This is a genomic window from Pseudomonas sp. HMSC08G10 (assembly GCF_001808425.1).
GTDB classification, from domain to species: domain Bacteria; phylum Pseudomonadota; class Gammaproteobacteria; order Pseudomonadales; family Pseudomonadaceae; genus Aquipseudomonas; species Aquipseudomonas guariconensis.
Genome location: NZ_KV793288.1, coordinates 114128 through 137355 on the forward strand (window position 1 = coordinate 114128; position 23228 = coordinate 137355).

Genomic DNA, 23228 nt, shown 5'->3' on the forward strand with positions numbered 1-23228 from the left:
AGCTTTTTCGAAGCTTGAGCGATCTCGCCCTGCATGCGCGTCAGAGCGCCCGCCAACAGCGGGCGGGCATGCAGGCACGCTCCTTCCATGCCATCCAGTAGTCTGCGCCGTTCCCGCGACATGCGGGAGGGCGCGCAGGAGCCCAACATGCCTGATTCATCCTCTACATCCGTGGACTCTCGCCGCGACCCCTTGTTTACCCCGCCGTCGCTGCCCAAAGGCGGCGGTACCGTCTCCATCGGTGGCGGCATGCTGTCCGTTGGCAGCGCCGATGGTGCGGCCGGCTGGTCGTTGCCGTTGCCCCTGCCCACCGGGCGCGAGCTGTCGCCGTCGTTGACGCTGAGCTACAGCTCAGGTGGCGGTAACGATGCGTTCGGCGCCGGCTGGCATTGCCCGCTGCCTGCGGTATCGCGCATGAGCCGTTTCGGCATCCCACGGTATAACGACGACGATCGCCTGGCCGGCCCAGACGGCGAGGAAATCCTGCGCGACAAAGCAGGTGCGCGTATCGAGCGCAGCTTGCCGTTCTCCACAGTCATCGCTGAGTACACGGTCACGCCCTGGGTGTCGCGCAGCGGTGGTCGCGGGGAGCGTCTCGAACACTGGCGGCCCAACGCGAGCTCCGATTCACCAGGCTTCTGGCTCAACTACCATGCCGACGGCAGCATCACCTTGTTCGGCTGGTCGGCCAGCGCCCGATTGAGCGACCCGCAGGATCCTTCGCGGGTGGCCGGCTGGTACGCCGAAGAGACGGTCAGCGCCAAGGGCGAGCACCTGGTCTACACCTATCGCCGCGAGGATGACGGTGGCTGCGACGCTCAGGAACTGGCTGCCCACCGGCAGGTGTCGAACCTGTATCTGGTCGGCGTGCATGCGCTGAACGCGACCCCGTCGGACGCGTTGCTGGTGCCTGAAGGCGCTTTCGACGCCGAAGACTTCATGAGCGTAATGCTGTTCGATTATGGCGAGCGCAATACGCCCCTGGATGTTCCCCCGCCGTTCGAGACGGACGCGCCTTGGCCGGTTCGCAAGGACCGCTACAGTTTCTGGCGCTGGGGCTTCAACACGCGCGTACGGCGTCTGTGCCGGGACGTCATGCTCTGGCACCGTACCCAGATGATGGCCGCAAAGGCCGATACGACTCCGGTGCTGGTCTCGCGCCTGCATCTCGTCCACGAACATTCAGCCGTGGCGACACTGCTGATGTCGGCCCAGCTGGTGGCCTATGAACCAGACGGTTCGCCGGTGACCCTGCCACCGACGGAGTTCGAGCTGAGCCGGCCGGGGCGCAAGGCGCCGGCCTGGGACGCGCTGCCTGAACTGGACGGCTTCAGCCCGCCTCGCTGGCAGATGGCCGATCTGCATGGCGAAGGCGTGCCAGGGCTGCTTTACCAGCACGAAGGTGCCTGGCACTACCGCGCACCGCAGCGCGATGCCACGCAAGGAGCGGATGCCGTGACGTGGGGCGGGCCACAGGTACTACCCCAGGTTCCAGCCATGGCGGCAGGCGTCTTGACCGACTTGAACGGTGATGGCCGGCCCGAGTGGCTGATCGCCCAGCCGGGCATGCATGGCAGCTTCACCCTTGGCCCTGACGGCCAGTGGAGCCGGTTCATTCCCCTCCAGGCGCTGCCCTCGGAATGGTTGAACCCCAGCGCCCAACACGTCGATCTGACGGGCGCCGGCTTGCTGGATGTCGCGTTGATCGGCCCGCGCAGCGTCCGGTTGTGGGCCAACGCTGCCGGTGAAGGCTGGCAACGGGCGAGTGAAACGCCATACCTGGGGACGACGCCATTACCCTTGGAGGGCGGTGAGCATCGGCTCGTGGCATTCGCTGATCCTGCCGGCAGTGGTCAGCAGCATCTGATGGAAATCACCGGGCAGGGCGTCACCTATTGGCCGTCGCTCGGCCATGGCCGCTTCGGTGAGCCGATCGACATCGGCGGCTTCGCCGTCGAGGGCTTCAGCGCCTCGCGGGTGTTTCTCGGTGATACCGATGGCAGCGGTACCACCGACATCCTGTACCGCGAAGCCGACCGTGTTCGGGTGTTCATCAGCCAGGCTGGCAACCGCTTCGTAGAGGCCGCGCCAGTGCCGGCGCCGAAGGGAGTGGTGCTGGATGACACCTGCCTGCTGCAGGTGACGGACCTGCGCGGACAGGGCACGGCAGAGCTGGTGCTGACCGTGCCGCATATGACGCCACGGACCTGGACATACCGTTTCAATGACCGGCGGCCGTGGTTGCTGGCGCAAGTCTGCACCAACACCGGAAGCCGAACCCAGTTCGACTACCGCAGCTCAGCCCAGGGTTGGCTGGATGAAAAAGCCGCCCTGACCGCACAAGGCAAGGCGGCGGTGAGCCTGCTGCCGTTTTCGGTACACATGCTCAGCCGAGTGACCACGATCGATGACATCAGCGGGCTGCGTACCGTCAGCGGCATGACATACCTGCGCGGTATCTGGGACGGTATCGAGCGCGAGTTTCGTGGGTTTACCCGCCTGATCCAAACCGACACGCTGGTCGAGGCCCAGGGTACCGCACCAGAGCGTTCGCCACCTGCACAGATCCGCACCTGGTTCCTCAGTGGAATCGAAGCTTATGACGCGACCTTGGAGGGCGTATTCGCGGCGCCGGGCTCGGCGGAGTCTGACTTTGCCGTCAGCCCGCTGCGCATCACCCGTCTGGAAACCGACCAGCAGGAGGTGCCCTACGCGCCGGAGGGCGAGACACGGCGTTGGCTGTTGCGCGCGCTGAAAGGAATGCCGGTGCGCACGGAAACCTACGGTCTGGACGGCAGCGATCGGGCGGGCGTGCCCTACAGCATCACCCGCCAGCGTTTTCAGATACGGGCCTATGAGACCGGCATTCCGACGAAGCCTGCGGCGCTGGTAACCGCGGTGGAGCATTTGACGTTGGCTACGGAGCGGATCGCTGAAGACCCGGTGGTTTCGCAGGTGGTCATCCTGGAGCAAGATCTTTATGGCAGCGTCCTGCAAAGCGTGGACATCCGCTATCCACGCAGGGATGCCGTCACGCCATCGCCTTACCCGGACACGTTGCCTGAAGGGCTTGAGGCCGCTTCTCGCGACGCGCAACAGAACGTGGTGTGGCTGACGTTATCGCGTCAGCGAGTGCGCAACCTGCATGACGGGCATGTTCATCTGACCGGCCTGAGCGAAGGGGGGCGTACTGACGTGCTGCAACTGGATTCGGCACAGGTACCCGAGGGGGGCTTCACCGTGGAAAGCCTGCAGGCAGAGCAGGGGCCTCTTGCGCGACTGGTCGATGCCACGTTGAGTCAATACAGGCGGGTGCAATGGTGCGACACCTCGGGCGAACTGACTGAAGTGCCGGTGCGTCAGGCGCTGGTGGCTCACACCGAGACGGCCATGCTGGAGCAGGCGTCGCTGGTCGCTTTCGAAGACCACATCCCCCAAGCGGAGCTGGAGCGTCTGCTGAATCAGGGCGGTTACCGTATCGGTGAGCTGCCGGAGGACGGCAAGTGCATCTATTTGGGACGCCATGGCCTGGCGCGCTACTGCGGCGCCAAAGGTTTCTACCGGCTGGTCGGTGCGCGGGACAGCGAACTGACGGGAGAGGTGGCTGTGCAATGGACGGCTCATGGACTGGCCGTGCAGCAGGTGACCGACGCAGCAGGTTTGTGCACGCGCTTTAGCCATGACTGGCGTTTCATGACGGTAATGTCGTTCATCGACCCGAACGACAATGTGCAGTCGGTGATGTTCGATGCGCTGGGACGGGTGGTCCAGAGCCGATTCCACGGCACGGAAAATGGCGAAAAGGCGGGCTACCACCCCACGCGGGCATTTGAGGTGCCGACATCGATGGAGGCCATGCTGTCGCTCGAAGGCGGCGAAGTGCCGGTCCACACGGCGCACCTGTTGGTGACCGACAGCTGGATGCTCCCGGCCCGTGACGAGCAAGGCAGGTTTCAACCTGGGCGCGTCGGCGAACTGGCGCTCAGGCGTTTTGCCCAGGCGCATGGGCTCGAGGTTGACCTGGACCAAGGGCGCGAGCCGCCGCACATCATCAGCCTGATGACCGATCGCTACGACGGTGACCTGCAGCAGCAGGTGCGCCTGAGCGTGACCTACAGCGACGGGGGCGGGCGCGCATTGCAGACCTCGGTCTTGCATGAGCCGGGAGAGGCACTGGTCCGCACCCCCAAGGGCGAGCTGGAGATGGATGAGCATGGCAAGGCTGTCACGGCCCATGCCGCCATACGTTGGGCCGTGAGCGGAAAGACTGAGTACGACAACAAGGGACAACCGGTGCGAACCTGGCTGCCGTTCTACCTGAACGATTGGCGCCCGGTGAGCGATCAGCGCACGGGCGAGGGACTCTACGCCGATACCCATCTGTACGATGCCACAGGGCGCGTGTGCCGCGTGATCACTGCTGCGGGCTACGAGCGACGCACGCAGTACTACCCCTGGTTCACGGTCTCGGAGGACGAAAACGATACGGCATGACCGAACCCGCCGCGCAGGCCCCGGGCGGGTCTGCGCGGTGGCTTGGCGGGCCCGTTGTCACCCCAAAAAGCCCGTGCGTTTCCCTAACGCTTGAGTACAATAATCAACTTTTCGGGCCCCTTGTTCAGCCCCTTTGCTGGAATCTAAATGCTGATCGGTAGCTACTCCTCCGCGCTGGTGTTGATCTCGCTGTGCGTTGCCATCCTTGCCTCCTATACCGCCCTGGACCTCACTGGCCGGATCGCCACGGCGCAGGGACGTGCGGCTCACCTGTGGATGGGGGGCGGGGCCTTTGCCCTGGGTATCGGTATCTGGTCGATGCATTTCATCGGCATGCTTGCCTTCAGCCTGCCGATCGAGTTGGGGTATGACTGGACGCTCACCGGGCTATCGCTGCTGATCGCGGTTCTGTCGTCGGGCTTCGCCCTGTGGCTGGTCAGCCAGCCGAGCCTGCCGATGCTGCAGTTGGGGCTGGGGGCACTGATCATGGGCGGTGGCATTGCCAGCATGCATTACACCGGCATGGCTGCACTGCAGATGGTGCCGGGCATCGATTATGACCCGACCCTCTTCGGCGCCTCGTTGGCCATCGCCGTAGGGGCATCGGCGGCGGCCCTGTGGATCGCGTTCCGTCTGCGTCGTCATACCCCCTATGTGCGGCACATCCGCGGGGCGGCGGCGGTGGTGATGGGGATAGCCATCGTCGGCATGCACTACACCGGCATGGCGGCGGCCAATTTCCCAGAAGGCAGCTTCTGCGGTGCCCTGGCCAACGGCCTGCGTGGCGACGGCCTGGATTCGGTCGTGTTGATCACCACCTTGGCGGTGCTCGCCGTGGCGTTGGTCACGTCGGTACTCGATGCGCGCCTGGAGGCGCGCACCTCGGACCTCGCACGCTCTTTGACCCTGGCCAACCAGGAACTGACCCAGTTGGCCCTGCATGACACCCTTACAGGCCTGCCCAATCGCACCCTACTGGCCGAGCGCATCGACCAGGCCATCAGCAAGGTAGCGGAGCAGGGCGGCTGCTTTGCCCTGATGTTCATTGACCTGGATGGTTTCAAGCCGGTCAACGATGCCTTCGGTCATCATGTGGGCGACCTGCTGCTCAAAGCGGTGGCGGCCCGTTTGCGCGGGCACCTGCACAGCCAGGACACCCTGGCACGCATCGGTGGTGACGAGTTCGTGCTGCTGGTGGAGTTGCAGGAGCCAGCCGATGCCATGGAAGTAGCTGTGAAGCAGGTCAACCTGGTGGCCCGGCCCTACCGGGTGGCCGATCACGACCTGCAGCTCTCGGCGAGCGTGGGGATCGTGCTTTATCCGGGCAATGGGCTCGATCAGCACGAACTGCTGCGTAACGCCGATGCGGCCATGTATCACGCGAAAAGTGCCGGCAAAAACGGCTACAGCTTCTTCGACGTGTCGATGAACAGCAACGCGCGCCAGCAACTGCAACTGCTCCAAGACCTGCGTGCGGCGCTTGAGCATGGCCAGTTCCGCCTGCATTACCAGCCAAAGTTCGATGCGCTCGCCCGTCAGCCGATCGGTGCCGAGGCATTGCTGCGCTGGGAGCATCCGCAGCACGGGCTGCTGTTGCCGGACCGGTTCATCGGCCTTGCCGAGAAGACCGGCCTGATCATTCCAATCGGTGAATGGGTGCTCGGCGAAGCCTGCCGGCAGATGCGCGAGTGGCTCGAGCAGGGGCATGACGACTGGCGTATCGCGGTGAATCTGTCGGCCATCCAGTTCTGTCATGCCGGTCTGGTGGACAGCGTGGCCCGGGCCTTGGCGAGCAACCGGCTGCCGGCCAACCGCCTGACGCTCGAGATCACCGAGACCACGGCCATGCGCGACGCCGACGCGAGCTTGACCGTGCTGCAGAAGCTTTCCGATATGGGGGTGGACCTGTCCATCGATGATTTCGGCACCGGCTATTCAAGCCTGATGTACTTGAAACGGCTGCCGGCCAATGAGCTGAAGATCGACCGAGGTTTTGTTCGCGATCTGGAGCAGGACAGCGACGATGCGGCAATCGTCTCGGCCATCGTCGCCCTGGGCCAGGCCCTTGGGCTGCGCATCGTGGCAGAAGGGGTGGAGACCAGCCGCCAGCAGGAGTTTTTGACCCGCCTGGGGTGTGATTCGCTGCAAGGCTACCTGCTCGGCCAGCCCATGCCCGCCGAGCAGTTCATGAAGGCTCTCAAGACGGTGAGGCAGACCGAGACGCTCTGACTACACCGCATCGCGCAGGGCGCATGAGGGTTCGAATGCGTCCATCTCGGCCTCCACCGCCTCGATGATCCGCTCTACATCCGCGGCCGCCATGATGGCCGCGCAGGGGATGCCGGCAATAGCCAGCAAAGTTTCGCCGGTGGCGCGGTCGAACAGCCGGGCGACCATGCTGCGCGGTGCATCCATGCTGGCTTCGAAGCCCAATGGATGGAAATGCCAGCGCATCACCTGGCAGGCGTTGGGGAACGTCATCTTGTTCATGCCAGCCTCCTTGTCCTGATCCTTGACGCGGTGATCGGCCGCTCATTCGGCCGGTAGGAACCTAACCATAGCACCTGTGACGACAGTGTCTCGCGCCTAGCATGACAAATATGCGGTTGCTTGATTTGAATCAGTGCCACGGTCTGGGCAGCAAATCACGGCAAAAGGCCAGGGCAAACGTTTTTCCGGGACAAAAGCGGCTGGTCAGGATGGTTCCGCGCGGCTGTCGGAGCATGGTGCTTTTCTGACCAGTGGTGCGGCGCATCAGCCCAACAGGCCAGCGGCAATGTTGATGGTGAAGCCAAGGATTGCCGTGTTGTAGACGAAGCACACCAGCGAATGGGCCAGCACCACTCGACGCATGCCGCGTCCGGCCACACCGATGTCGGAGGTCTGCACGGCGACGCTCAGGGTGAAAGAGAAATAGAGAAAGTCCCAGTAGTCCGGTGCGCGTTCACCGTCGGGAAAGCGCAGCGGCAGCGCGTGCGGATCACTGGTATAGAACAGGCGGGCGTAATGCAGGCTGAAGATGCAACCGATCAGCAGCCAGGAGCCGGCCACCGTCAGAGCCGTGTACAAATAATGAAGGGCCTGGTCGTTCCCCTGCAGGCCACGGCTGGCGGCCAGTTGCAACGTGACTGCCGCGAGGCTGGCAATGGCCGCGAAGCAGACGGTGAACAGCACCAGGCCTGCGTTCTCATCTTCCACGCAGGCAACCTTGCGCACGGTGTCGGCATTGGCGCGCCAGGTCAGCCAGAACACCAGCACCAGATACAGCCAGACGCCCAGGTTCCATCCGGCGAGGATGCGCTGCACGGTATCATCGGTAGGAATCAGCCAAGCGCCGACCAGGCCCGCCAGGATGGCGATGCTCAGGCGAGGGTGGGTGCGGGTGAGGCGGTGGAAAGCCATGCGGTCTCGTCAGGTGACAGGAGCATGGCTAACACTCTAGTTCAGCCTGGTCCGCCATCCAGCCCAGACTCCGATACGGCGCGTCGCCCTGGGTTCGAACAGGGGAGGGTAATGGGGTACTATCACCCGCCGTGCCGGCGGCAAATGCCTTGTATATCAGGATGATGGCACGGCCCGGAGGCGTAACGACCGCCGTGTCTTGTAGTCGATATGGCTTGCCCCCCAATCTGAAAGACCCGCTTCAGGATCCATGTTTTGTCCGATTTCTTGCATAACCCACTGTTGCAGTACCTGGCTCGTCTGGCGCCTTCCAGCCAGCTGACCATGCGTTACATCCTCCAGGACGCCGCCGACCGCCTTGGGTTTGTCGACTGCGACATTGCCGACGTGCCCTGGCACGAGCTCGAGCCAGGCCATGTGGTTGCCCTGGTGGCAGCGCTGCGTACCGACGGCTATGCCCCGAACACATCGTCGCTGTATGTCAATGCGGTACGCGGGGTGATGAACGAAGCGTGGCGCCAGGGTCTGATCGACCATGAAAAGCTGTTGCACATTCGCGAGGTCAAGCCGGCAGGCGGCAGCAGGCTGCCGGCAGGGCGCAATTTAAGGCGCAGTCTGATTCGCGAATTGATGGACGTCTGCGCCGCCGACCCGCGCCCTCAGGGCGTACGCGATGCGGCGATCATCGCGCTGCTGTATGGCACCGGCATGCGCAAATCCGAGTCGGTTGACATCGATCTGGACCAAGTGGACTTCGAGGCCCGTAGCTTGCGGGTCGTGGGCAAGGGCAATCGCCAGTTGATCAAGTACGCCCCCGTCTGGGCGTTCGAGAAACTGCAGGCCTGGCTGGAGCTTCGACGCCAGCATTTGCCGGAAGGAGAGGCCGATGATGAATTCCTGTTCAACCGCATCCGCCGTGGCAACCACATCACACGGGCGCGCATCACCAAGCACGCCATCTACTACATCGCCCGCCAGCGTGGGGCTCAGGTGGGGATCAAGATCATGCCCCATGATTTTCGCCGGGCATTCATCACCCGGGTGATCGAAGAGCATGACCTGTCCATCGCCCAGAAGCTCGCGCACCATGCCAACATTCAGACCACCGCCAACTACGACCGGCGCGACGACAACGAGCGGCGGCGGGCGGTGGATCGGTTCGACTACTGACCAGGTGCGTGCAGCGCCCCCATCCCAATGTTAGTGAATACTCGATGCCAGCTCGAAGATCGGCATGTACATGAGGATCACGATCAGTCCGATCAGCAGGCCGATGAAGGTCATCAGCAGCGGCTCGAACAAGCGTACGAACCATTCCACCCAACGGCCGATTTCCTGATCGTGAAAGTCGGCGCAGCGCTCGAGCATTTCCCCCAGGTTCCCCGACTGCTCACCGGCCCGCAGCAAGCGCAGAGACACCGGTGTGACCAGCTGGCCAAACTCCAGCGCATCGGACAGCGGCAAACCTTCACCCACCCGTCGGCTGGCCTGCTCAAGCCCTTGTGCCGAGGTGCTGCCCAGCAGGCCGCGGGCCATGCCCATCGCGGTGAGGATGGGGATACCGCCTTGTAAGAGGATGCCAAGCGAGCGGTAGAAGCGCGCCAACTCATACATCACCAGACGTTGATGCAGCGCGGGCCAACGGCGTAGCTGGCGACTGGCCCAGCGGCGCAGGGCGGGGTTGCGGCGCATCAAGGCCAAGAGGCAAAGGCCCCCCAGTGCCGCCAATGCCAGGGGTAGCTGCTGCGCGTGGAGGAACAGGCCAATCTTCATCAGAACCTGCGAAAGCCACGGCAGCTCGTTGCCCATGCCTTCGAACACCAGGCTGAAGCGCGGCACAACGTAGCCCAACAAGAACAGCACCACGCCACCCCCTACCAGCAACAGCAGCAGGGGGTAGACCGAGGCACCGACCAGTTTCTGCCGGACCACGTCCAGGCGTTGTCGGTAGCTGATATAGCGGCCCAAGGCATCTCCCAAGGCACCGGTGCGTTCGCTCGATTGCACCAAGGCCACGTACAGCGCCGGGAACACCTGTGGCTGTTCGCCCAAGGCCTGGGACAGCGAGCGGCCCTCGTAGAGTTGGCGCACCAGCGCCTCCAGCACCTTGCGTGAGGAGGCGTTGGGCGCTTTTTCGGCCAGGCTCTCGAGAGCATCGATCAGGGGTAGGCCCGCACTGAGCAACGTGCCCAATTCCTGACTGAACAACACCAGGTCGAACACTGGCGCGCGGCGCAAAGCCAGGACGCGCAGGGCGACGCCCTGGCCGCGAATGCTCACGACCCGTAACCCCTGGTTCTCGGCCTGTCGTCGCGCGTGCTCGGTATCCTCGGCCTCGACCTGCAACTGGACGATGCCTTGGCGACCCAGGGCCTTGAGGCAGTAGCGCATGGCCGTTCTCCTCATTGCCAGCTGGTGATTTCGGCATTTTCCCCGTCTCCGCCGGGCTGGCCGTCCTTGCCCATCGAGAGCAGGTCGTACTCGCCACCATTCTCACCGGGTTGGCGGTAGATATAGGCGCGGCCCCAAGGGTCCTGCGGAACGGCCTTTTGCAAATAAGGGCCGGACCATCGCTGCTCACCGCTGGGGGCCGCCACCAACGCCTGAAGGCCCTGCTCGCTGCTGGGGTAATGCCCGACCTCCAGGCGATACAGGTCAAGGGCCTTGCCCAGGCCCTCTATCTGCGCTCGCGCCACTTTTGCTTCCGAGCGGCCGAGCTGGCTGAAGTACTTGGGCGCGACGATGCCGGCCAATAGGCCAAGCACCACCAGGACCACCAACAGTTCGAGCAGGGTGAAGCCACGCTGGGTGATGGATCTGCGTTGCATGGTGAAATCCTCCAGTGCGTTCGGGCAGGTTTGCCTTGCCATGCAACAGCCGTGCACGTCTGGCTCGGGGCCTTGCGCCATGGGGCGCAGCAAGCGGCACAGTGCTTGCGTTGTAGCTGAAAACCTCGGGTTTTCCGGGGCATTTCCCCCACATCGGGGGCCACGACGGGGAGGCAGCCGACATGCGTGGAATCATCCTGGGACTGATCTGGCTCGCGGCGGGCGCCGCAGAGGCCGACATGTACATCTCCATCGATGCCAAGGGCGGCTATGTGCTGTCCAACGTGCACCGGCCCGGCCGGCATTACGAACGGGTCATCCGTGAGCCGGTGGCCCACGCCGGGCCGGCCGATGCTCAATTGATCACCGGCCGGCCCTACGCCGAGCTAGTGGCCAAGGCCGCCGAAGCCCACGGCGTTCCCCAGGCGCTGCTGCACGCGCTGATCAAGGCCGAGTCCGGTTACAATCCCAAGGCGCGCTCGCCCCGGGGGGCGGCCGGACTGATGCAACTGATGCCTGACACGGCGAAGGAGATGGGGGTCAAGGACGTGCTGGACCCTGCGTCCAACCTGCAAGGCGGGGCGCGCTATCTCAAGCGCATGCTGAAGTTGTTCGACAACGACATCACCTTGGCGGTGGCGGCCTACAACGCCGGGCCCGATGCAGTGATCAGCCGCGGAGGTGTGGTCCCGCCCTTCGCCGAGACGCGCCGCTACGTACCTAATGTGCTGCGTGACTACCGCAAGTTGCAGGGGCTGGCCGAAGATGCGCCGTTGTAGTCGCCACCAAAGTGTCGCAGGTCAATGTCGCGCAGGGTGTGCCTACTTCCCCAACTCTGGGCTATAACCTTTTGAAGGTGCCCAGCCGTTGGAGTCGACCATGGACCTCGCCCCGCGTTCCGCCAGACTCGATGTGCCCGTTGGTGGCGACAGCAACTTGGCCCGCAAGCCATTCGACCTGCTGCGTTGGTACGCCTGGGTGAGCCTGGCGATCATCGTCTCGATTGCCGTCGGGCTGGGGCTGATCTCCAGCCGCTTCATCATCAACGAGAGTGTCGAGCGAGACGCCTTGCTGTCGGCGCAGTTCATCCAGGCCATTGCCGACGCCGAAGTGCGTCATGTGTCGATCCCCAATGTGCGCACCATGGGCGAGTTGCTCGATCCGCGCACCGACCAGGCCATGCCCGACGTCGACCCCGACGCCCGGCGCCGGGCTCGGGGCGAGTTCCTCGACCATATCGCCCACCTGCCCGACATGCTGCTGGCCAATATCTATGCGCCGGACCGGACGGTGATCTGGTCAAGCAACCCAGCACTGACCGGGAAGTCGATCGAGTCCGACGAGGATCTGGAGCAGGCCTTCGAATACAAGATGCAGGTGTCGGCCAGTTATCACGACTTCGAGGATGCGCGCAGCGAACAGAAGTTCGTGACCCCGCCCCAGCAATTGTTCATCGAGAACTACATTCCTCTGTTCGACGCCGATGGCGAACGGGTCACCGCCATGGTGGAGATCTACAAGGAACCCCATGACCTGATCGTACGCATCGAGCATGGCCTGTTGTTGATCTGGCTGGCCATCGCGATCGGCGCGAGCCTGGTGTATTTCGGCCTTTACGGCATCATGCGCCGCGCGGCACGGGTGATGGCATTACAACAGAAGCGGCTGATCAGCAACGAGACCTACGTGGCGCTGGGGGAAATGTCGTCGGCGGTCGCCCACAGCTTGCGCAACCCATTGGCTAGCATCCGTTCCAGTGCCGAGCTGGCTCAGGCATTCGACGAAGGGCCGGCGCAGAAAAACATCAGCGACATCATCAGCCAGGTGGACCGCATGTCTCAATGGGTACGCCAGCTCTTGCAGTCGCTGCGCCCGCTCAATGATGACGCGGTGCCGGTTAACCTCTCCCAGGTGCTGCAAGAGAGCCTGCAGGCGTTTGCCGTGCCGCTGGCGCGCAGCGGCGTGAACCTGGACGTAAAGCCGCTGCCCTCGGTGCAGGTGGTGGGCCATCCGGTATTGCTGGGGCAGATCTTCAACAGCTTGATCGCCAATGCGCTGGAATCCATGGAGCAGGGTGGCCAGTTGCGGGTGGAAGTGGTGCGCCGGGATCGACGCAGCCTGACCTTGCGCCTGTCGGACACCGGGCGGGGTATGAGCGACCAGCAGCAACGCATGGCTTTTCGGCCGTTCTTCACCACCAAACAGGGCGGTTTGGGGGTTGGCCTGGTGCTGGTCAAGCGGATCATGGAACGCTTCGCAGGCTCGGTTCGGTTGAGCAGCCGCGAAGGGCAAGGTACCAGCGTTTCGCTGAATTTTCGCTTGGTCAAATCATGATGTTCTACGTTGCAATTGCCTCGTATCTGGCTGATTTAAAAAGAAAATTGACTTAGTTGGGTGAGGTTACCCAATAGTGGGGGATTCATCTCGAATCGATCTCTAATTTTCGCCGTAAGTACATGATAATAATGGCTATTCGATATTGGTGCGTAAATGGCTGAGATCTTGCAGCAAGATTATAGCGACCAATGGCAGCGGCAAGGGATCAGGCAAAGTGCTATCACGTTGCTACAGGCAGTAGCACTGTCCTGATACTCCATCCCCCGAAGCCTTCGAACGGGAACGATGCGATGCAGATGCTGGAACACGATCTTCCGGACAAGACTGCCAGCCCCTCCACTGGGCTCGCTGCGCCCTTGCGCGAGTTCAACCTGCTGCGCTGGTTCTCGGTCATCAGCTTGCTGATCATCGCAACGGTGGCCGGCGCCTTGGGTTACTTCTCGACTCGCTTCGTGGTGCGCGACAGCGTCGAACGCGATGCCATGCTCACCGCCCAGTTCATCCAGGCCATGGCCCAGGCCGAGGTACGCCATTCGCAACTACCCCCGGGCACCACCATGGGCGAATTGCTCGATCCGCGCCTGGACAATCAGCATTTGCAGATCCCCCCGGCTCTGGTGCAATCGACCCGCGGCGAATTCCTCGATCACGTGGCGCACCTTCCGGACATCTTGCTGGCCAATGTCTACGCCCATGACCGCATGATTGTCTGGTCGACCAACCCGCAATTGCTGGGCAAGCGCATTGCCGAAGACGACGACCTGGACGAGGCCTTCCACTCGCGCAAGCCGGTCTCAGCGAGCTATCACAAGGCGGAGGATGACCGGGAAGAGCAGAAATTCCAGCGCGAACCGCGCTATTTGTTCATCGAGAACTACATTCCGCTGTTCGACAGCCAGGGTGAGCAAGTGCTGTCTATGGTTGAAATCTACAAAGAACCCCAAGACCTGGTGCGACGCATCCAGCGCGGCTATGTGCTGATCTGGTGTTCGACTCTGGTGGGCGGAGCGCTGATTTATTTCGGCTTGTTCTGGATCGTGCGCCGGGCTGCGGGGATGCTGCATCATCAGCAAGATCGCCTGGTGGCCAGCGAGACCTACGTGGCCCTGGGCGAGATGTCGTCAGCCGTGGCCCATAGCCTGCGCAACCCATTGGCCAACATTCGTTCCAGCGCAGAGTTAGCCCAGGAGATCGCAAGCGATCCGGCGCGCAAGAACATTGCCGACATCATCAGTCAGGTTGACCGGATGTCACGCTGGGTGCGTGATTTGCTGGTGTCGCTGCGTCCGACCAGTGACGAGGCCGAAGCGGTGGATCTGGTGGCGGCTATCGAGGATACCCGGCTGGCATTCCTGCAGCAGATCGAGCGCAACGGCGTGCAGTTCAGCTTCGAGGGGCCAGCCCAGCAGTGGGTATCCAGCCAACCGCTGCAACTGACCCAGATCCTCAACAGCCTGTTCGCCAATGCTTTGGAAGCCATGCCCAAGGGCGGCCTGTTGTGCGCCGAAGTCAGTTGCCTGGAAGGGCAGCAGGTGCGCCTGGTGCTCAGCGATACCGGCAAAGGCATGAGTCAGCAACAGGAACGGATGGTGTTCAAGCCGTTCTTCACTACCAAGCAGGGCGGCCTCGGCGTGGGCCTGGCTCTGGTCAAGCGCATCATGGAACGCTTTGGTGGCTCGGTCAGCCTGACCACCCGCGAAGAGGAAGGAACCCGCGTGAGTCTTGTATTCAATATTGCAGCGGGAGGGGACCATGGGGCCCAGCATTCTGGTGGTCGAGGATGACGAGATCCTCGCGGACAACATACGTACCTACCTCGGTTTGAAGGGGTTCGAAGTCACGGTCTGCCACAGCGCGGAGCTGGCTTTGGAGCAGATCAAGCAAGGCTTGCCCGATGCCGTGCTGACCGACAACTCCCTGCCGGGCATGAACGGCCATGAGCTGTTGCGCGCACTGATCACCCAGGCGCCGGAGCTCAAGGTGATCATGATGACCGGATACGGCAATGTCGAAGACGCCGTGCTGGCCATGAAGGAAGGCGCGTTCCATTACCTGACCAAGCCGGTGGTGCTGGCCGAGCTCAAGCTGATGCTCGATAAAGCCCTGGCGGCCGAGCGCATGGAACGCACCTTGTCGTTCTACCAAGAGCGCGAGGCGCAGAAGTCTGGGTTGCAGGCGTTGATCGGCGAGTCCTCGGCGATGCTGAACCTCAAGCACACCCTGCGCCAGCTGCTCGATGCCGAGCAGCGAATGGCCAGCGACGACCTGCCGCCGGTGTTGATCGAAGGGGAAACAGGCACTGGCAAGGAGCTGGTGGCGCGCGCCCTGCATTTTGACGGCTCGCGGAGCAAGGGGCCTTTCATTGAATTCAACTGCGCCTCGATCCCGGCCAATTTGCTGGAGGCCGAACTGTTCGGTCACGAGAAGGGCGCGTTCACCGATGCCAAGGAGCGTCGTGTGGGCCTGGTCGAGGCCGCCGATGGCGGGACGCTGTTCCTCGATGAGATCGGCGAAATGGACCTGGTGCTGCAGGCCAAGCTGCTCAAGCTGCTGGAGGATCGCAGCATCCGCCGGATCGGGGCGGTCAAGGAGCGAAAGGTGGACCTGCGGGTCATCAGCGCCACCAACTGCAACCTGGAGCAGATGGTGCAGCAGGGCAAGTTTCGACGCGACCTGTTCTTCCGCCTGCGCATCATCGCGCTGAAGGTGCCCCGCCTATACGCACGCGGCCAGGACATTCTGCTGCTGGCCAGGCACTTCCTGGCTCACCATGGGCGCCGATATGGCAAACCCCATCTGCGCTTTTCTGCTGAAGCCGAGGCGCTGATGCTGGGTTACAGCTGGCCAGGCAATGTGCGAGAACTGCGTAACATGCTTGAGCAGACAGTCCTGCTGGCGCCCAATGATGTCGTGGCCGCACACCAGCTGAACCTGTGCATGACCCTGGTCGACGAACCCATGAGCTTACCCACGTCGGTGGCTTTCGAGCCGCCACGGCATGAGCCGGAGCCTGGGACCAGCCTGCCGGACATGGAGCGCGACCTGGTGTGCCGGACCCTCGACCGCACGGACTGGAACGTCACCAAGTCGGCGCGTCTGCTGGGGCTATCGCGGGATATGTTGCGCTACCGCATCGAGAAACTGGGGCTGACCCGGCCTGACAAGCGACAGTGGTGAGCCTGGGCCTGCACGGCAGCCCCAGGCTCTTCAGGGCTGTCCCTGGCCGCGAGTGCCTCCGTCGCCATGCCCGCGCATCCCTTCAGAACCCCCGCCGTCCATTCCCGGGAGGTTTCGATCATCGTTCTGGTCGGCGGGCGGGCTGTCCGGATCGTTCCCCTGGATACGCGGGTCGGTATCGCGGGGCACAGGCTTCTCGATTGGATTGAGGGTGCTGTCGGCGCCCGGCTTGGGCGCGGTGTTGTGCGGATCGTCCGGGTGGGTCGGACCGGTGCCCACCGCCAAGGCCAGCGGAGAGGCCAGCAGGGCGGCGAGCAGCCAAGTGCGCGATCGTTTCATGGGTGGCTCCTTGCGGGCAAAGGCGTGTTGCCTGTACCTGGGTTGGGCCGCAACCCTCAACGCAAGGTGCCACCACGGCGACGAACGGTCAGACCACCAGCGACAACAGCATGATGAAGATGATGCCCACCACCGACAGGATGGTCTCCATCATGCTCCAGGTCTTGAACGTCTCTGCCACGGTCATGTTGAAGTACTGTTTGACCAGCCAGAAACCGGCATCGTTGACGTGGGACAGAATCAACGAACCTGCGCCGGTGGCCAGCACCAGCAGCTCGCGGTTCACGCCAGGGACCAGATCGATCACCGGCGCGACGATGCCGGCACCGGTGATGGTCGCCACGGTCGCCGAACCAGTCGCGATGCGGATCACCGCAGCGACCAGCCAGGCCAGCAGAATCGGCGAAATCTCGGCTTGCACCGCCATCTGGCCAATCACGTTACCCACACCAGTGTCCACCAGCATCTGCTTGAAGCCACCGCCAGCACCCACGATAAGCACGATGGCGGCGGTCGGAGCCAGGCTCTGGTCGAGCATCTTCATGATTTGCTGACGTGAGAAGCCCCGGGCCGAACCGAAGGTGTAGAACGCCAGCAGCAATGCCGCGAGCAGGGCGGTGATGGGGTGGCCGATCAGGTCCATCCACTGGCGCACGATGTGCTCGGCGGGCAGCACCACATCGGCGAAGGTCTTGAGTAGCATCAGCACGACCGGCAGTAGCACGGTGAGCAGGGTGACGCCAAAGCTTGGCAGGTTGTTCTGATTGGTTTCCCGGGCGATCTGGTCCATCAGTTCCTGGGATGGGTTGCCCGGAATGTAGCGGGCGATGAAATTACCGAACAGCGGGCCTGCGATGACCGCAGTGGGCAGGGCCACCAGCAGGCCATAGAAGATGGTCTTGCCGATATCCGCGTGGAAGATGCCGATCGCTAGCAGCGGTCCTGGATGCGGCGGCACAAGTCCGTGGACTACGGAAAGGCCGGCCAGCAGCGGAATGCCGATCTTGATCAGCGAAACCCCTGAGCGACGCGCGACGATGAACACCAGGGGGATCAACAGCACGAAGCCGATTTCGAAGAACAATGGGATGCCCACCAAGAAGGCGGCGAACATCATGGCCCAGTGCACCTTCTGTTTGCCAAAGGCACGGATCAGCGTTTGCGCGATCTGGTCGGCACCACCGGAGTCGGCCATCAATTTGCCCAACATGGTCCCCAGGGCCAGGACGATGCCGACGAAGCCGAGTACACCGCCAAAGCCGTCCTGGAAGGACTTCATGACCTTGGCCACCGGCATGCCGGAGGTCAGGCCCAGGAAGCCGGCTGCCAGGGTCAGGGCGACGAAGGGGTGGACCTTGAAATGGGTGATTAGCAGGATAAGTCCGACGATGGTGACCAGAGCGTCGAGTAGCAGGTAGGTATCAGTAGCCAGTCCGAACATGGTTCATGTGCCTCTGTATTATCATTGTTTTGGCGAAACGATCGGCATCTTTGGATGCCGAGATAGCGCTGTCTTTGGTGAGCCGGGAAGGCCGACGGTTCAGGCGGTACGCGCCAGGCTTCGGTCACTTTGGGGCTTTAGCCAGGTGTCTACCGCCACGGCCAGCGCTTCGATAGGTTGCGTGGCGTCCAGCGCCAGGGTCAGAGGCTCGCCGTGGGGCGGTTCCAGCGCGGCGAACTGGCTGTCGATGAGGCTGGCTGGCATGAAATGACCGGGGCGGGCGAGTACGCGTTTTTCCGCTTCGGCTGAGCTCAGTTCGAGAAACACGAAGCCAAGGCCCGGCACGGCCTCGCGCAGGGTCTCGCGATAACGGCGCTTAAGCGCGGAACAGGTGAGAATGGGGCGTTCGCCGGCCTGGAGCACGGCCTGCAGTTCCTGGCCAAGACGGACCAGCCAACCGGCGCGGTCGTCATCGTTCAAAGGAATGCCAGCGCTCATCTTGCGGATGTTTTCGGCAGGGTGGAAAGCATCGCCTTCGATCAGGCGACCACCGCTCGTGCTGGCAATGGCAGCGCCCACGCAGCTCTTGCCGCAGCCTGCCACGCCCATCACCACGATTGCGGTCAGGGGAGAGTTCATCAGTACCTCCTGCGGGGTGAGATAGCGCTGTCTCGGTGCCGCTGAAAACGGATGCGAGCGCCACCCTCCCGGGTGTTATTGGTCTTGTCTTTACGCAGTATGGACGCTAGGCGCATAGCCGCTACCAAAGATACATTGCCTGTATCCTGAGACAGCGCTACCTTAGTGGCCGTTCCCACTTCTGGCAAGTAGTAAAATTACAACACTCATGTCTCGTACAGGCTCACGCACGACCGGTCGTCCCACCCTGGCAGAAGTCGCCAGACTTTCGGGGGTTTCCCCCATCACCGCTTCTCGCGCCTTGCGCGGTGTAAGCACCGTGGCCCCGCAACTGGTGGAAAAAGTCGTGGCCGCTGCGGCGAGCCTAGGCTATGTCGCCAACCCGGCTGCTCGGGCATTGGCGTCGGCACGCAGTGAGTCGGTGGTGGTGTTGATCCCCTCGTTGTCCAACCAGCTGTTCATCGACACCCTGGAGGCCATCCACGAAGTGATGCGCCCGCGCGGGTTGGAAGTACTGATCGGCAACTACCACTACGATCTGGCCGAAGAAGAAAACCTCATCCGCAACTATCTGGCCTACCAGCCCTGCGGGATCCTGCTCACCGGGTTCGAGCGCAGTGAAGTCTCTCGGCAGATGCTGACCGCCAGCGGCGTGCCGTGCGTGCACATGATGGAGCTCGGAGGCGAGGCGGGGCAGTTGTCGGTCGGATTTTCCCAACAACAGGCCGGCCGCGCGGCTGCCCGGCACTTGATCGAGCGTGGTCGTCGACGCTTGGCATTCATCGCGGCGCAGCTCGACCCTCGCGTTATGCAGCGCGCCGATGGCTTCCGCCAGGCGCTGGCCGAGGCCGGTTTGCAGGCGCCGGAGCTGGAACTGCTGGCGCCACAACCGTCATCTATCGGCCTGGGCAGCGAGCTGTTCAGCCAGTTGCTTGCGCAGGCGCCGGATGTCGACGGCGTGTTCTTCTGTAACGATGACTTGGCCCAGGGTGCGGTATTGCAGGCTTTGCGCCAGGGTGTCGAGGTGCCGCGCCAAGTGGCGATGGTTGGTTTCAACGACCTGCCGGCATCGGCGCACATGGTGCCGCGGTTGACCTCGATCCGTACCCCCCGAGCCGCGGTAGGCCGAGGCGCAGCCCAGGCGCTGTTGGCGCTGCTCGATGGCAAGCAGGTGGCCACCGAACAGCAGGATCTGGGATTCGAGCTGATGGTGCGCGAGAGCTCCTGACCGGCTGGTTCGGGCCGGGCAGGGCTCAGTTGGGGGCGCTGAGTGCCGCGAGCCCTTCGCGCAGTTCGCGTTGCAGTGCCTCCAGGCTACTTTCCAGCCGTTCGAGCAAGGCCTCGGTCGGCTGCTTCTGGGCGACGGCCTGTTCGACCGCTTCGCAATCGCGCACCACGCCCCGGACTTTCAGCATTTTCGCGCCTCCCTTGATGCGGTGTGCCAAGGCATGCACCGCGTCACTTTCAGGCGCTTCGCCAAGGGCACGCAGGGCTGCGAGGTCTTCGCCGGCGCTGTGTGCCAATTGCTCGAGAAGGCGTCGAATCAACTGGTCGTCATCCTGGGTCAGGTGACGCAGCTCACTGAGGTTGAAGCCACTGGCCGTGGCAGGCTCCGGTGCGGGTGCGGGTGCGGGTGCGGGTGCGGGGGCCGGCACCTGCTCCGCCAGCGGCGCGCTGGGAAGGTGGGCTTTGAGGGCTTTTAGACCGATCGGTTTGAACAGGCATTCATCCATGCCATTGGCCAGGCAGCGCGCTTTTTCCTCGGCTTGGGCGTTGGCCGTAACGCCGAGTATCAGGCAGGCGGGCTGGCCGCGCTCATGCTCCAGGGCGCGGATACGCCGAGTGAGCTCATGGCCATCCATCACCGGCATGCTGCAATCGGTAATCACCACATTGAACTGACCTGCTCGCCATAGGGCCAGCGCCGCTTCGCCATTCTCGGCCTGGGTCACCTTGTGTCCCAGGGTGGTCAGTTGCTTGTCCAGCAGCAGTAGGTTGGCGGGGTAGTCATCGACTACCAGGATATCCAGTGGGCCGCTGCTCATGTCCTGAGCCGGCTCGGTCTGTTCGTCCTGTGCTGGCACCGAGGTGGCCGGCAGGGTCAGGTCCACGCTCACCTTGGTGCCCATGCCTTCGACGCTCTGCAGTTCGAGCGACCCGCCCATCAACTCGGCCAGGGTTCGGCTGATCACCAGGCCGAGGCCGGCGCCTTTTCCGGCCTGGGGGCCGTTTACCTGGGCAAAGGTGCTGAAGAGTCGGGCCTGGTCGCTGGGGCTGATACCGATGCCGCTGTCCTGTACGCACAACGAAACCCGGATATCGCCGGTGGCGCTGGGAGGGGTGAGTTTCAGGGTCACTTGCACGCCACCCTGGTCGGTGAACTTGAGGGCGTTGCTGATCAAGTTGGACAGGACCTGCTTGAGGCGCACAGGGTCGGCGAGCACCCAGACTGGCGCCTGCGGCAGATCCCCGTTCAGATATAAGCCCTTGATCCGGGCATTGCCGTCGAACACGCGAAGGGTCGCGCGCACCAGTTCCACCAGGTCGATCGGTACCGGTTGCAGGGACATGTGGCCGGATTCGATGCGGGAAATGTCGAGGATGTCGCCGATCAGCTCGAGCAGGCCAATGGCCGAGTCATGGGCGGTATGCAAAGTTTGCGGGTCGCTGTGGCCACGGCGGCTGTCCTCCAGGGCGAGCTCCAGCAGGCCGATCACTGCGTTCATCGGTGTGCGGATCTCATGGCTCATGATCGCCAGGAAGGTACTCTTGGCCTGGCTGGCCTGTTCAGCGTCATCCTTGGCTTGACGCAACTGCTCCAGCAGACCGCGGCTAAGCGCCAGTTGCGCCTGCAGGGCGCGTTGGGCCTCGGTGCGCTGGTTGATGAGCTTGCGCAGGTAAGTGTTCCAGAACACCACACCGGCCAAGAGCACGGCAGCCAGCACCAGCACTTGCAGCGCTAGGGTGCGGTAGTTGCGCCAGGGGCTGTCGCTGACCAGGGTGTTGGTGTGCCATCGGTTGACCAACTGGTCCAGCTCCTCAGGCGGGATGTTAAGCAGGGCTTTGTCCAGAATCGACTGCAGCACCGGTAGATCCGGTGCGATCGCAAAAGCGGCGCTGGCCGGATCGTCGCTTTGCAGGCCGGCGATACGCAAACCATTGTTGAACACATGGCTGATGTAGTAGCTGGCATTGATTTGGCTGCTCAAGGCCACGTCGGCCTTGCCGCTGGCGACGGCTTCCATCAACTCTAGATGGGTTTCGACCTCGACCAGACGGACGCCAGGATACTGCCGTTGCAACGCCTCACGCTGAGGGGAGCCACGCAACAACGCGACACGTCGCCCATCGAGCGTCATCGGCGTGCCGACCCAGGGGGCTTCGCTGCGGGTGATCAAAACCCGGGGGCTGACCACATAGGGGCGGGTAAAGCGAAGGCGCGTCGCACGTTCGGCGCCGTAGCCCAGGGCGCCGATTATCTGCGCCTGCCCCTCGGCCACTTGGTCGACCATGTCCTGGATCGAGTCGACTTCGACGATCTCGAAGCGCAGACCGGTCTGCAGGCGGATGCGCTTGAGCAGGTCGATGGTGATTCCGGTCGGGTGCTGTTGAGCATCGTTGAAGGTCAGGGGCGCCAGGGAGGAATTGACCAACACCCGCACCTTTGGGTTGTGCGCTATCCAGTCACGCTCCTCAGGCGTGAGGGCACCGACCGGATTTTTCATCAGCAAACTGGTATTGCCGCTGCTCCAGCGCCGCAGGATGTTCAGGCGCTCGCTGTCGCTGATCCTGGCCAGGGCCTCGTTGACCAGGCGTTGCAAGCGTGGATTATCGCGGGCCAGGGCAAAGGCGAAGACGTCGGCGGGCAAGGGGCTGAAATGATCGATTTTCACCAAACCTTGGAAGCTCTTGCCGATCGCGTAGTCGGTACTGATCGCATCACCCAGATAAGCGTCCGCCGCCCCCATCGCCACGGCCGACAATCCGGCCAGTGTCGAGCGGTACAGGGTCACTTGGACGTCGGGATACTGCTTGCGCACCAGCTTTTCGGGCAAGTAATGATCGACCATGGCCAGGCGTAGCCCTGGCAATGCTTTGCCATGACGGCCGAGCATACGATCCTGCTTGCTGACGACGACCGACAGGTCGTCGGCATAGGGCTGGCTGAGAACCAACTGCGCATCGGCGGCCTCGAAGGCGTTGGAGCTGCCGAGCAAGTCGATGCTGCCGGCGTGCAGTGCTTCGATGGCTGCCTGGCGGGTGGGGAAGCGGCGAACCTCGACCGGGATGCCGAGCTGTTCGCCGATCAGACCCGCATAGTCGGCACTGAGACCTTCAAAGTCGGCGGGGCTGGTGTTGATCTCGAACGGCGGGTAGTCAGGGCGCGAGCTGCCCAGTACCAGGGCTTTGCGGCGTTCGAGCCAGTGCCGGTCATCTTGTTGGAGCGACAACGGGGGCGAGGCGCTCAGTGAGCGGGCGAGCAGGTGCCGGGCTTCGCTGTCGGCATGCGCCACAGCGCTGATGGCCAGGAGCGCGCCCAGCAGGATGGTGAACACCGCGCCTCTCATGAC

Annotated in this window: 16 protein-coding genes; 8 read left to right on the forward strand and 8 right to left on the reverse strand. The window is 63.2% G+C overall.

All coding sequences use genetic code 11. The features are described 5' to 3' along the window. Positions 1-147: 147 nt before the first annotated feature. Together HMPREF3173_RS02310 and HMPREF3173_RS02315 are read left to right on the forward strand one after the other, a co-directional pair. A complete protein-coding gene (locus HMPREF3173_RS02310) occupies positions 148-4494 on the forward strand; it encodes a SpvB/TcaC N-terminal domain-containing protein (protein ID WP_070571376.1) in 4347 nt (1448 codons plus the stop codon). 147 nt (positions 4495-4641) lie between these two features. Then, the gene (locus HMPREF3173_RS02315; RefSeq protein ID WP_070571377.1) at positions 4642-6723 is read left to right on the forward strand and encodes a putative bifunctional diguanylate cyclase/phosphodiesterase; all 2082 of its coding nucleotides are present in this window, start codon (positions 4642-4644) and stop codon (positions 6721-6723) included. On the opposite strand, the gene HMPREF3173_RS02320 is transcribed toward HMPREF3173_RS02315, so the two are convergent. Then, the gene (locus HMPREF3173_RS02320; RefSeq protein ID WP_043212353.1) at positions 6724-6984 is read right to left on the reverse strand and encodes a DUF1652 domain-containing protein; all 261 of its coding nucleotides are present in this window, start codon (positions 6982-6984) and stop codon (positions 6724-6726) included. A 264-nt stretch (positions 6985-7248) separates the two neighbouring features. Continuing rightward, the gene (locus tag HMPREF3173_RS02325) at positions 7249-7896 is read right to left on the reverse strand and encodes a DUF1345 domain-containing protein (protein WP_070571378.1); all 648 of its coding nucleotides are present in this window, start codon (positions 7894-7896) and stop codon (positions 7249-7251) included. Positions 7897-8151: 255 nt separating this feature from the next. On the opposite strand from HMPREF3173_RS02325, the gene xerC reads away from it, so the two are divergent. After that, positions 8152-9066: a site-specific integrase gene (gene xerC, locus HMPREF3173_RS02330; protein WP_070571379.1), complete on the forward strand. Its 915-nt coding sequence runs from the start codon at positions 8152-8154 to the stop codon at positions 9064-9066. Positions 9067-9096: 30 nt separating this feature from the next. Here the strand turns inward: xerC and HMPREF3173_RS02335 are convergent, their stop codons facing one another. Both HMPREF3173_RS02335 and gspG read right to left on the reverse strand, forming a co-directional pair. Next, on the reverse strand, positions 9097-10287 hold the full coding sequence (locus tag HMPREF3173_RS02335; protein WP_070571380.1) for a type II secretion system F family protein: 1191 nt from the start codon (positions 10285-10287) through the stop codon (positions 9097-9099). A gap of 11 nt (positions 10288-10298) precedes the next feature. Further along, positions 10299-10724, reverse strand: a complete 426-nt coding sequence (gene gspG, locus HMPREF3173_RS02340; RefSeq protein ID WP_043212360.1) for a type II secretion system major pseudopilin GspG — start codon at positions 10722-10724, stop codon at positions 10299-10301. A gap of 182 nt (positions 10725-10906) precedes the next feature. Here gspG and HMPREF3173_RS02345 point away from each other — a divergent pair, with 182 nt between their 5' ends. The 4 genes from HMPREF3173_RS02345 (at position 10907) to HMPREF3173_RS02360 (ending at position 16238) form a co-directional block, all read left to right on the forward strand. Continuing rightward, positions 10907-11503, forward strand: coding sequence for a lytic transglycosylase domain-containing protein (locus tag HMPREF3173_RS02345; protein ID WP_070571381.1), 597 nt, complete (start codon positions 10907-10909; stop codon positions 11501-11503). 100 nt (positions 11504-11603) lie between these two features. Further along, positions 11604-13058 carry a sensor histidine kinase gene (locus HMPREF3173_RS02350; protein WP_070571382.1) on the forward strand — a complete coding sequence of 485 codons (1455 nt, stop codon included), beginning with the start codon at positions 11604-11606 and terminating at the stop codon, positions 13056-13058. 293 nt (positions 13059-13351) lie between these two features. After that, positions 13352-14845 (forward strand): sensor histidine kinase, encoded by a 1494-nt coding sequence (locus HMPREF3173_RS02355; protein WP_070571383.1) that lies wholly within the window; start codon positions 13352-13354, stop codon positions 14843-14845. After that, positions 14814-16238, forward strand: coding sequence for a sigma-54-dependent transcriptional regulator (locus HMPREF3173_RS02360; protein WP_070571384.1), 1425 nt, complete (start codon positions 14814-14816; stop codon positions 16236-16238). The genes HMPREF3173_RS02355 and HMPREF3173_RS02360 overlap by 32 nt, the downstream gene beginning before the upstream one ends. Before the next feature lie 30 nt (positions 16239-16268). Here HMPREF3173_RS02360 and HMPREF3173_RS02365 read toward each other — a convergent pair whose 3' ends face one another. The 3 genes from HMPREF3173_RS02365 to HMPREF3173_RS02375 all read right to left on the reverse strand — a co-directional run bounded on the left by HMPREF3173_RS02365 (position 16269) and on the right by HMPREF3173_RS02375 (position 18657). After that, entirely contained in the window at positions 16269-16577 is a 309-nt protein-coding gene (locus tag HMPREF3173_RS02365) for a hypothetical protein (protein WP_043212371.1), read from the reverse strand. 88 nt (positions 16578-16665) lie between these two features. Beyond that, the gene (locus HMPREF3173_RS02370) at positions 16666-18018 is read right to left on the reverse strand and encodes a GntP family permease (RefSeq protein WP_043212374.1); all 1353 of its coding nucleotides are present in this window, start codon (positions 18016-18018) and stop codon (positions 16666-16668) included. Between the two features lie 99 nt (positions 18019-18117). Beyond that, complete coding sequence (locus tag HMPREF3173_RS02375) at positions 18118-18657, reverse strand: gluconokinase (protein ID WP_070571385.1); 540 nt, start codon at positions 18655-18657, stop codon at positions 18118-18120. A 208-nt stretch (positions 18658-18865) separates the two neighbouring features. Here HMPREF3173_RS02375 and HMPREF3173_RS02380 point away from each other — a divergent pair, with 208 nt between their 5' ends. Continuing rightward, positions 18866-19885, forward strand: coding sequence for an HTH-type transcriptional regulator GntR (locus HMPREF3173_RS02380; protein WP_043212378.1), 1020 nt, complete (start codon positions 18866-18868; stop codon positions 19883-19885). Positions 19886-19910: 25 nt separating this feature from the next. On the opposite strand, the gene HMPREF3173_RS02385 is transcribed toward HMPREF3173_RS02380, so the two are convergent. Further along, positions 19911-23225, reverse strand: coding sequence for a transporter substrate-binding domain-containing protein (locus tag HMPREF3173_RS02385; protein ID WP_070571386.1), 3315 nt, complete (start codon positions 23223-23225; stop codon positions 19911-19913). Between the last annotated feature and the right edge of the window lie 3 nt (positions 23226-23228).

Coding starts and splice junctions, on each gene's coding strand:
- HMPREF3173_RS02350 (WP_070571382.1), top strand. CDS start 11,604: ATGGACCTCGCCCCGCGTTCCGCCAGACTCGATGTGCCCGTTGGTGGC.
- HMPREF3173_RS02320 (WP_043212353.1), bottom strand. CDS start 6,984: ATGAACAAGATGACGTTCCCCAACGCCTGCCAGGTGATGCGCTGGCAT.
- HMPREF3173_RS02345 (WP_070571381.1), top strand. CDS start 10,907: ATGCGTGGAATCATCCTGGGACTGATCTGGCTCGCGGCGGGCGCCGCA.
- HMPREF3173_RS02325 (WP_070571378.1), bottom strand. CDS start 7,896: ATGGCTTTCCACCGCCTCACCCGCACCCACCCTCGCCTGAGCATCGCC.
- HMPREF3173_RS02380 (WP_043212378.1), top strand. CDS start 18,866: ATGTCTCGTACAGGCTCACGCACGACCGGTCGTCCCACCCTGGCAGAA.
- HMPREF3173_RS02365 (WP_043212371.1), bottom strand. CDS start 16,577: ATGAAACGATCGCGCACTTGGCTGCTCGCCGCCCTGCTGGCCTCTCCG.
- HMPREF3173_RS02375 (WP_070571385.1), bottom strand. CDS start 18,657: ATGAACTCTCCCCTGACCGCAATCGTGGTGATGGGCGTGGCAGGCTGC.
- HMPREF3173_RS02335 (WP_070571380.1), bottom strand. CDS start 10,287: ATGCGCTACTGCCTCAAGGCCCTGGGTCGCCAAGGCATCGTCCAGTTG.
- HMPREF3173_RS02310 (WP_070571376.1), top strand. CDS start 148: ATGCCTGATTCATCCTCTACATCCGTGGACTCTCGCCGCGACCCCTTG.
- HMPREF3173_RS02315 (WP_070571377.1), top strand. CDS start 4,642: ATGCTGATCGGTAGCTACTCCTCCGCGCTGGTGTTGATCTCGCTGTGC.
- HMPREF3173_RS02385 (WP_070571386.1), bottom strand. CDS start 23,225: ATGAGAGGCGCGGTGTTCACCATCCTGCTGGGCGCGCTCCTGGCCATC.
- HMPREF3173_RS02355 (WP_070571383.1), top strand. CDS start 13,352: ATGCAGATGCTGGAACACGATCTTCCGGACAAGACTGCCAGCCCCTCC.
- HMPREF3173_RS02360 (WP_070571384.1), top strand. CDS start 14,814: ATGGGGCCCAGCATTCTGGTGGTCGAGGATGACGAGATCCTCGCGGAC.
- gspG (WP_043212360.1), bottom strand. CDS start 10,724: ATGCAACGCAGATCCATCACCCAGCGTGGCTTCACCCTGCTCGAACTG.
- HMPREF3173_RS02370 (WP_043212374.1), bottom strand. CDS start 18,018: ATGTTCGGACTGGCTACTGATACCTACCTGCTACTCGACGCTCTGGTC.